This window comes from Streptomyces sp. NPDC050625 (assembly GCF_040654755.1).
In the GTDB taxonomy this organism is placed as follows: domain Bacteria; phylum Actinomycetota; class Actinomycetes; order Streptomycetales; family Streptomycetaceae; genus Streptomyces.
Window position 1 is genome coordinate 21,040 of sequence record NZ_JBFAIQ010000055.1, and the last position, 9,625, is coordinate 30,664.

7 protein-coding genes and 2 pseudogenes are annotated in these 9,625 nt (G+C 65.8%); 4 read left to right on the top strand and 5 right to left on the bottom strand.

Annotated elements, in window-relative coordinates; all coding sequences use genetic code 11:
• Positions 1-86: 86 nt before the first annotated feature.
• Positions 87-1,607, bottom strand: coding sequence for a phage/plasmid primase, P4 family (locus AB0I54_RS45580; RefSeq protein ID WP_363302293.1), 1,521 nt, complete (start codon positions 1,605-1,607; stop codon positions 87-89).
• Positions 1,604-2,788, bottom strand: coding sequence for a bifunctional DNA primase/polymerase (locus AB0I54_RS45585; protein WP_363302294.1), 1,185 nt, complete (start codon positions 2,786-2,788; stop codon positions 1,604-1,606). Before AB0I54_RS45585 ends, AB0I54_RS45580 begins: the two co-directional genes overlap by 4 nt.
• Before the next feature lie 1,028 nt (positions 2,789-3,816).
• Between AB0I54_RS45585 and AB0I54_RS45590 the strand changes: the two genes are divergently transcribed.
• The 4 genes and pseudogenes from AB0I54_RS45590 to AB0I54_RS45605 form a co-directional block, all read left to right on the top strand.
• Positions 3,817-4,125 carry a hypothetical protein gene (locus AB0I54_RS45590; protein WP_363302295.1) on the top strand — a complete coding sequence of 103 codons (309 nt, stop codon included), beginning with the start codon at positions 3,817-3,819 and terminating at the stop codon, positions 4,123-4,125.
• Positions 4,126-4,144: 19 nt separating this feature from the next.
• Positions 4,145-4,504: pseudogene (locus tag AB0I54_RS45595) on the top strand (IS3 family transposase); the annotation flags it as partial.
• Positions 4,505-4,563: 59 nt separating this feature from the next.
• Positions 4,564-5,178 (top strand): DDE-type integrase/transposase/recombinase, encoded by a 615-nt coding sequence (locus AB0I54_RS45600; RefSeq protein WP_363302301.1) that lies wholly within the window; start codon positions 4,564-4,566, stop codon positions 5,176-5,178.
• A gap of 538 nt (positions 5,179-5,716) precedes the next feature.
• A pseudogene (locus AB0I54_RS45605) lies at positions 5,717-6,004 on the top strand (transposase); the annotation flags it as partial.
• A 345-nt stretch (positions 6,005-6,349) separates the two neighbouring features.
• Here AB0I54_RS45605 and AB0I54_RS45610 read toward each other — a convergent pair.
• From AB0I54_RS45610 to AB0I54_RS45620, 3 genes are all read right to left on the bottom strand, one after another.
• Complete coding sequence (locus AB0I54_RS45610; RefSeq protein ID WP_363302296.1) at positions 6,350-7,255, bottom strand: ParA family protein; 906 nt, start codon at positions 7,253-7,255, stop codon at positions 6,350-6,352.
• Between the two features lie 121 nt (positions 7,256-7,376).
• On the bottom strand, positions 7,377-8,744 hold the full coding sequence (locus tag AB0I54_RS45615) for a ParB N-terminal domain-containing protein (protein WP_363302297.1): 1,368 nt from the start codon (positions 8,742-8,744) through the stop codon (positions 7,377-7,379).
• A 637-nt stretch (positions 8,745-9,381) separates the two neighbouring features.
• Positions 9,382-9,625 (bottom strand): hypothetical protein (locus AB0I54_RS45620; RefSeq protein ID WP_363302298.1); only part of this gene is annotated, 244 nt, incomplete at its 5' end.

Here is a 9,625-nt window from a genome sequence, read left to right on the forward strand (position 1 = left end):
CGGGTGAGGGGCCAGGGGCCCATCGTAGTTCGCACGTGTCCCGGGGCGAAGGGCCGCAGGCACGGTCGTGAGGTACGGGTGGCGGGTCATTCGGTCACGACCAGGGCGAGTCCGGGGTAGTACTTGCGGCCGTTGGATTTGATCATCTCGGAGGGTGAGCTGAGGCCGACCTCCTGGCGGACCCGCGTGGCGAAGACGCGAGGGCTGGCAGGGCGGATGCCTTCGCCGGAGTTGCACCAGGCGGTGTACTCCGTATACAGGAGACCCTGCTCCACGCGGAGTTCAGCGCCGGCCTCGGCGTCCTGGGTGCAGCATTCGGTGAGGAAGCGGCCGATGTGGTCTTCGGTGGTCGCGTAGGCGCTGGTGGCGATGCGAACCCGGTCGGGGCCCTCGAGGGGGTCCCGGGTGGTGAGGTAGCGGCGGGCACCCTCGATGAGCCACTGCAGGATGCCGGGGCCTTCGTCGCGGACGAGTTCGAAGGCGAGGTTGTCGATACGACGCTCGGCGGCGACCGTGCGGGTGAAGGGTACCAGGCGGATGCGGCGCCAGAACGCAAACCCGCCGGTGGAGACCTCGGGGTGGTGGTTGCCCAGCAGCCACAAATGGTGGGTGGGGGTGAAGGAGAAGTAGTCCTGCCGCATTCGGCGGGCTTTGATCTTGTCGCCGCCGGTCAGGAGACGGACGCGGGCTTCGTCGAACTTGTCATTGGGTTTCAGCTCGCTGCACACGACCAGGCGCCGACCGTGCAGCTCGGTCAGCTCGGTGGAGTGCTCCGCGTAGGCGCCGCGGTCCATGAGGAAGCCGGGCGGGGCGGCGTCCGCGTAGTCACCCAGGATCTGGATCATGGTGTCGAGCAGGACACTCTTGCCGTTCTTGCCCTCACCGTGGAGGAAGGGCAGGACCTGGGCACCGACGTCGCCGGTGATGGAGTAGCCGAGCAACAGGTGCAGGAAGCCGATCATTTCCCGGCCTTCGGCGTCGTCGCCGAAGGTGTCGCTCAGGAAACAGTCCCAGCGTGGGGTCTCCATCGGCTGGGGGGCGACGCTGGTGGCGCGAGAGTGGAAGTCGCGTGTCGGGTCGGGCTTGCGCAGCTGGCCGGTGTGCAGATCGACGACACCGGCCGGGGTGCACAGCGCGTACGGGTCACCATCGAGGACGTCGGGGTCCACGGACAGGTCCGGGGATGCCTTGGCCTGGGTGAGCAGTGCCTGCATGCCGGTTGTGGAGAGTGTCTTGCGCTTGTGGTGGGCGAGGTCGCGATCCGAGTAGACGCCGCTCGGGTCGGTGGTGGGCATGTCCTCGGCCATCTCGCCGGCCGCCCACAGAGCTGCTTTCTCACCCCCGGTGCGTTTCCAGCGGTAGCCGTCCCACACGAACCAGCCCAGTCCCTCCGCGTGCCGGAACTGGTCGCGGTAGAGCTGGACAAACAGTCGTGCGTTGCCACGGTCGGACAGGGATGTGGGCAGCAGCCCGGCCGATAGCACGAGAGCGGCTGGGGCGGCCGTGGCCTGCGCGGGTATCAGCCTGGAGGGCTGTTCGGCTGCCTCGAGGTCGAGCATCTGCTGAGCGGCGGCCTGTGCATCGAAGCGCGGCATGTCTGCGCTCATGGTCGTCCTTCGAGGTGGAACGGGCGGGCGGCCCCTGCGGCAAGACCGCTGTCGATGATCTTCTCGTTGCGGGCCGCTTGTGTGGGGCGGGCCCCGTTGGCTGTCTGCAGCAGTTCATCGCGGACAACTGCTTCGTCAAGGTGTCCGGCCGCGGCGAGACCTCCCGCGGTGTAGGCGGCCCGGTTCAGCTTCTCTGTGAACGCAGTTCCTTCCGAAGCGGCCGCGCACGCGGTGACTTGGTCGATCAGAGGAGCAAGGACCCTGTCGGCGGCTGATGACATCCGGCGGGCCATGCGGGGACTCGGTGTCGCGGCCGGGGGCTTGGAGGGTGGAGGCGTGATCCGGTGCCCCGTACGGATGAGTTCATTCGCGAGCCATGCGGGCAGTGGAGCCGGAAGCCGCACGGGGCCCTCAGCCTGGTAGACGCCGCCAGTAGTGCGGGTCCCGGGGGCGATGATGTATCCGCCGTCAGAGCGTATGTCGATCTGCCAGGCCAGCGCGGTTTTTGGGCTGGAGCCGGTCGAGCACCTGAACCGTTGCTCCGGGCGGGGATTGCGGTACCAGACGTGGAGGCCGCCGGAGGGAGTACGCACCCGCAGGGTCCCCTGGTCCCGGGCGGGATCGGGGTGGCCCCGGTAGGCCGCGAGCAGCGCGAGTGTGTCGAAGCCGGATGCGAGGCCGGTGAGATTGACCACGTCGGGGATCGCAATCCCTGGCAGGAGGCGTTTTCGGTCCGGAACTGGGGCTCGGTGTGCGTCGATGTCGATCACAACGAAGTCTGCCGGCCCGCACGCCACGCCTACGCCCGCTGAGGGCTGCTCGCTCCACCATGTGTCGATGGATCGCGCGTTGGTGGTGGCGGCGTGGAAACCGTGGCATGGCCGGCCCGCGGAGAGGCATGGACACCTCTTGGGGTCGTGGCTTCGGCCCCTGCACTCGGGGCAGTTCGCGGCTGGCGTCTTGCGTCCGGGTGCCAGCGGGTGGACCGGCCAGCCTTGCGCAGCGCACCAGCGGGCCACGGCATGCGGCGGTACCAGCCTGACCTCTGCGGCAGGTGTGGGGATCTCACCAGGGCGCGGCACGTGGTTCGTCCTTGTCAGTGCTCGGTTTCGTGTTCGGTCCCTGATGGGAAAACGCTGGGCAGCCTGTGTGGATGCCGTCGTTTCAGGGACCGCCGTCATGGACTGGCAGGGCTGGCCAGCCCTGCCAGTCACTCACACAAAGATGCAGGTCAGCGCCCCCTACACCTCCTTCATAGGGACTGTAGGGACTGAACTTCGTAATTATGAGCTGCCCTTGCAAGCGTGCCTCACGCGCGCCCGCTCACACATAAACACCTCCTGCACCACGTGGTAATTGGCAAATTGAGTCCCTTGGGTCCCTGAGGGGACGGGGACACACACTCTGACCTGCAGAAACGAAGAGGGACTCAAGTTCAGGGACCAGGGCCTTGGATAGTCCCTGAGGCCAGTTTTCCGGCTGGCCCCACTCCCCCGAGTCAGGCCCCATCAGGCAGGATGTTGTGCCCTTTAGTTCACGTAGTCGGCCGGGGGTGCCACTATGTCTTTCGTCAAGCCCTGACTGGTCATGCGGTGGCTGCTTCGGGGGTGCGTGGTTCGTAGAAGGTGCTCTCGCGGAGCATGCCGAAGCGCACGCTGATGCGGTGGCGGGTGAGGCGGAGGATGGCTTGAGTGTGGGTCTCTTGCGTGCGCGCTTTTGTCGTAGCAGGCGCGGAAGGCCGGTCTCACGGATGATCTCGCCGGTCTTGAGGTCGATGCGGTGCCGGTGGATCTTCGCGGCCTGCGCCCCGTACGGGAAGTCCACCCTGAGACCGGTGACGGTGAGCGTGCGTAGCAATCGGGTCTCACGTCGGTCGTCCCGCCCGGCGGTCGCAGGGGCGGGCGGTCACCTTCCACGGCAGCGAGCACAACGCGATGTGCAACGTTGGCTGGTTCCACTTGACCACGAGGAGGTGGTGCCCCTTCTTCGCCTCCACCAGCCACCTGGCACGGTCGCGGTGGTGTGCAGGTCGTCGGCGGTCACCACGACCCCCGCCAGGTCGAACGGGACCGGCAGCTTCGTGAAGCCGGTGACCTCGGTGGTCTTGTACGGCACCCGCCGCTGGCTGACGGTGCGTCCGCCTTCCAAGACGGCGCAGAACAGATGGGCGGCGGGACCGGCGCCCACGGCCAGGTGCCGGGCGCCCCCCGTGGTTGCATCCGAGCAGGTCGGCCAGCCCGCGGACAGACCAGGGACAGGAGGCGGCGGATGTGGAGCACGGCGGTACGCGGCACACGCCCAGCGGGCCGACGGCGCGCACGCCGCGGTGAGCGAGCGCATCCAGGGGTGCGTGGCGGGCCCAATGGCCCACGGCCAGATAGGAGCGCGCCCCGGCTGCGCCGAACTCGGCGTGAACCACGAGACGCTGCGGCAGTGGATCAAGACCGCAGAGAACGCCGAGCGGCCCGAGGCGCTCGCGGAGTCCGTGCAGGACTCGGAGATCGCGGCCTTGCAATAAGAAGGTCCGCAAGCTGGAGATGGAACGTGACATCCTGCGCCGGGCGGCCCAGTATTTTGCGGCGAGACGGCGAGACGAACTGCTGAGCCGTTTCGCGTTCGTTGCCGGCCATCGCGACGCCTTCGGCGTGAAGCGGCTGTGCACCGTGCTGAATCTGTCCCGGTCCGGGTTCTACCGGTGGCTCAAGGCCGCCCCGGCGCGGGCCGTGAAGAAGGCCGCCGACGCAGCGCTCACCCGGCGGATATGCAAGGTCCACACAGAGTCCGGGAAGACGTACGGCGCCCAGAGGATCACCGCCGAGCTCCGCGAGGGCGGTGCGATGGTGAACCGCAAGCGTATCGAGCGGTTCATGCGCCAACACGGCATCCAGGGACGGAAGCTGAAGCGGCGGCACCGCACCACGATCCCGAACCCGCCGCCCAGGCAGCGCCGGATCTGCTGCGGAGCAACTTCACCGCATCCGTCCCCAACCGGTCCTGGGTCGGTGACATCACCTACCTGGCCATCTCCGGGGGGAGGTTCCTGTATCTGGCCACGGTCATCGACATGTTCTCTCGTCGCCTGCTGGACTGGTCGGTGGCCGATCACATGCGGGCCGAACTCGTCACTGGCGCGCTCAAGGCTGCCCTGTGCATCCGCGACGGCCGGGTCGACGGTGTCACTTTCCACAGCGATCACGGGGCTCAGTTCGAGGCCAAGGCGTTCGCCGACGCCTGTCGCCGGGCCGGGATCCGCCGGTCCATGGGCGCGGTCGGCACCTCGGAGGACACCGCCGCCGCCGAGTCGTGCTTCGCCTCACTGAAGCGCGAGATCCTGCCCGGCCAGCATGGCTGGCCGACCGAACGAGCCGCACGGGTTCCGCTGGCTCGGCTTCTACAACCACCGGCGCAGGCACTCCACGATCGGCTACCTCACTCCGGTCGCCTTCGACAGAGAGAACGTACGCACCTCGGGACGGCTCCGCTTCCCCTTTTCCCGGAACCCGGATGCATACCTTGCACTCGATCTTGCCCAGGTCGACCCTGGCGCAGCGTTCCTCGAACACGTCCATAGCCGCCTCCTGACGACCGGTTCGGTCAGCTGGCGGTGCCCGCCCATCCGGGGGCCACAGGATTCGAAGAAGCTCTCTTGCGTGCTCATGGCAACATCACCGGACTCCTGCACACGGTCACTGCGTCCGACTTCGTTTCGGACTCAAGACTCGGCGCCAAGCTCCATCGGATGGTGTCCCTCGTTGTGGTGTACGGGATCAGCGGCTGGGAGTGCGCGGGCGTCTGCCGGGGGCGAACTTTTGAGTACCACTCCCTGAACATGGCGCGCGCCATCACGTAACTCTCCATGATAAAGAGCCAGTTCAACCACAAGAAGTGCACGATGGCCCTGTCCCAGTCTGAACTGATACGGCTCCTTGAGCCACGCCGCTCGACCGACGGAATCGAGTTCATCCGCGCCATAGCCGAGCGGATGGCGCAGGAGCTGATCGAAGCCGAGGCCAGCTCGCACATCGGCGCCGAGTGGAACGAGCACACGCCGACGCGGTCCAACGTCCAGCAACGGGCACCACGAGAAGGTACTCACCACGCTCGCCGGCCGTCTGGACCTGGAGATCCCCAAGGTCCGCACCGGCAGCTTCTTCCCGTCACTGCTGGAGCGTCGGCGCCGGATCGACCAGGCCCTCTACGCCGTCATCATGGAGGCCTCCCCGAGGGCAGCATGGACAAGCTCTACCCCGAACTCCCCCATCGACGTCCTCCGGACGAGCACCACCCGAAATTTCCCGGCCACGGGGCAGGCCCGCCAGGGACCGCGGCGACTTCGTTGGGTTCGTGACGGCCACCCGCCGGATCGCCACACCGCAGCGACCCGCACATTTCCGTGACCCCCAGGACTTCGAATCAGCCCTGGGCAGTGGACGACGCCGCTGGACGGGGACTGTGTGGCCATGGGAGTGATTATCCCGTCCCGTCCAAGCGTGCGGCTGCACAAAGAGGGTGTCCAACACAAGCACGACGAAAACCGCTGAACATTCGCAGAACACCCACTCACTCCCATGGAGTGCATGAGGTGCTACGAGTCAATTGGACTACCGATCGGAACAAACAAGTGATCACCGAGGGGCAGGTCGGAGAGGTGCCTTCCGACTGCGAGGCCGACTGCAGCTCGATGCAACGGCTGTGGCGCCCGCCTACGGCGCCGCCACAGCAGCCGTATTCTGTCGGAACAGTCATCGCCTCCGCGTGGAGTTCAGCCGGTCGATCCCGAGGGCATCCGCTGCGGCAGAGATGTCCTCCAGCGCAGGGTTGGCAGGGTCGAGGAAGCGCAGGGGGCGCTGCTTGACGATGGTTTCCTTGAAGCGGATCTGGCGGCGGATGAACGGCAGGAGCAACGGAGCCCAGTCCTCGTTGTCCCGAAGTGCGCGCATCGCGTCATCGGTGACGGCTCCCCCGCTACGGCGGACTTCACCGTTGGCCTCGAGAGGGATGTTGGTAGCCAGGATGTGCCTGACCTCAGTCTTGAATCCGAAGCGACGGAACTTACGAGCACCCTTGTCGAGGGTTTCTTCAAGATCCTGCAGACCAATGATGTATTTGAACTCGTCACCAACGCATCCCACAACTTCGGGCCCGACCATTGCGATCGAGAGAAGCAGGATGCCGAGGGTCGGGCCGCAGTCGAAGAGCATGATGTCCCATCGCCCCTCTGGCAGTTGCTCGTCGAGCACGTTCTGCAGCCAGAGGACGCCACCGGGGTCGAGGCCGAGTGTGACCTCAGCATCGGCCATCTGAGGCGTGCCCAAAATCACGTCGAGGTTCTTGATGGTGCGGAATGCCCCTTCGTCCGCTCCCTCTCCGACGCGGTAGCGGGCCCGCACGACGGCCTCTTCAAGCCGACTGTTGCCCTGCAGGACATCGAAGATCGTTGCCTGTCCCTTGGGCGGGTCCTGATATCCGAGAATGTGGGACGAGGTCCGCTGGGGGTCGAAGTCCCAGACGGCTACGCGGTGTCCTCGCCCGGCCGCCTCAACAGCCAGGTTGATGACGCCCTGGGTCTTGCCGGCGCCTCCAGCGATGACGGAGCACGCGAGCATCCGTGGACGTCCAGCGGTGGTCGTGGTAGTGCGGGATGGCATGGGCTCTCCTGGTTGATCAGCACCTGCGCGGCGCCCTGGTAGTCCGTCGGCGTGCTCCAGGCCCGCAGATCCGGACCCCGAGGCGAGGTGTGGGGCGCGAGTACTCGGACAGAACACGGGGCTATGCGCCGGGCAGCCGGCTCAGTTCCCACTCAGTGGGCTGGTAGTTGACCGTGGTCTTCAGATGGTTGATGTAGTCGCGGTCACTGCTGCCCCAGGTCCGGTTCGGGTCTGACGCAAGCACCTCGGCTGTTGCGAGCGCAACAGCGAAGGCGACCTGTGTAATGAGCTTCGCGTCACCGGAGGATGCGACAGCTTCAAAGAACGCGGCAGGCTTGTCGAGGTCAGGGCCTACCGGTTGATCAGCGGTACGCAGCCAGCTGTGTGCACGACGGCGAGCAGACTCGCCGGGGGCGGCCACGAGGGCGGGGCCAAGAAGACGTACCGTCTCGCGGGGATTGGATGGGGCTCCCACGGCGAGCACAGTGCGACAAGCCCGATCGCGCAGCTGGGCCGCCTCGGTCGCCGGATCCGTGGTCGGCTCGTAGTACCTGGCATGGCGAGTGACAGAGACCTTACTCACTTCGGCTGTCCGGGCCTCCGGCCCACGGGACTTCGACCGAGGCTTGTCGCGCTGCGCCTTCCGGACCTCCTCGTGGCGCTCGCCAGCCGCACGGTCATCACCGGGTGACTGGAGCTGCTGTGACACAAGCGGGCACGGCGGGACCGTCGGCGGGGCCGGTGCCAGCACCCGGGTGGCAGCCAGGGCAGCCTTGATGCCTTCCTCCGACATGATCTTCCATGCCAGGAGCCGATGCTCAGACGTCTCGAGCCGGTCGAGGAGAACCTCGGCCTCTCCCACAGCAAGGCCGTCCATGACGGCCTGCTGGACTTCCGCGGGAAGCTTGAGCAGTTTGATGCGCCGAGAGATGTGAGGCTGCTTGCAGCCCGTCTGCGTGGCTATCTCCGCTTGGGTCATACCGTCAAGGAGAGCCCCCTGGAAACCAAGCGCCTGCTCGATCGGATTGAGCGCGACCCGGCGCATGTTCTCCGGGAGCCCCAGCAACCTGGCCCGGGGAATCTTCGAGTTAGTGACCTTGCACGGGGCCGCGTCCTCACCGGCGCGCTCAAGCGCCAGCTTGCGGTTGTGGCCAATGAGGGTGACGTAGTCGCCGGGTGGAACTGACCCGAGTGCTTCCTCCAGGTCCTCAAGCTTCTCCGGCTGCTTGTCAGCCAGCCGCTCACGCCAGTAGTCCAGGAACGGTTCGACCTCTGCGACGGACAGGTCTTGCAGGACCCCGCCCTCCGCCCTGATCGACTCCGTCAGTTCGTTGATGTCCTCGTCACGGTAGACAAGTCGCGGGTTGAAAGGGTTCGGGTGGAGTTGCTCAATCGGGATCTCAATGATCTCGGTGGCGTAGGGGTCATCCCAGATGCTGCGCTTCTTCTTGCTGCCGAAGGTCATCGTGGGTCCGGAGGCTCCGGCCATGAATGGTGCTCCTGTAACGGGTAGATGCTAACTGAGGGAAACTCTAGCCACCTTCCGAGCCGAAGGAGCGAACTGTCATTCCGTCGGAATATCCGAGGCGCTCGACGCACGAATCGTGACGCGTTCACCTGAACGCGCACTCGCCTTCGTTGCGCTGATATTCCGTCGGAATACTGGCAGCCCTCCTACTGTCGCTACCCGCGCCCACACGGACTACTTCGAGGCCGTACTTGTCAAATGCCAGTGAGGATCCGGAGTCAGTGGACAATTTGAAGTGGGATCACCCGGCTGAAGCCAGGACGTCCCATCTACATGGCAACGGCGGGCGATACATCTCGTGGGTGACTGGCGACTGCCTCTCAGCAGCCAGGAGAAACGCGTGGTCCGTCCGTTACAGGTGCGGAACGTTGCAGGCGGCATTGCGATCTGCGTGGACCATCCGCATACACCGTTCATAGAAACGAACATGCCCTCGGGCTCCCGCCTGCCCAGTGCGGTGAGTCAGCACCCCGAACAACGCTGGAAGGCGCTAGGGACGGGAACTTCATCCAGGCACAAGCATAAGAGCGTCCTCGTACGTCATCGTCACGGTATGTCCCCATGTCTCTTGGTCATTGAAGCAGTTCAGGGCGGCCTTCTACGGGACGTTCTTCCCTAGGTTCAAGGCGGCCCTGGCACTCCTGGCCATCTTCGGATTGTCGAGTTGTTCCACCACGATGACGCCATAACCACAGGTCAGTTGAGTGGTGGGCTGGGCTGCCATGCACTGCCGGGCGGGATGGCCCTGGGTCATGTCCCGTTGGGTGGTGTAGTCAGGGCAGCCGTTTCGGTTCCGGTTGTGGGGTGATCTGCGGTTCGCGTTCGGTTGGCTTGGTGGCGGA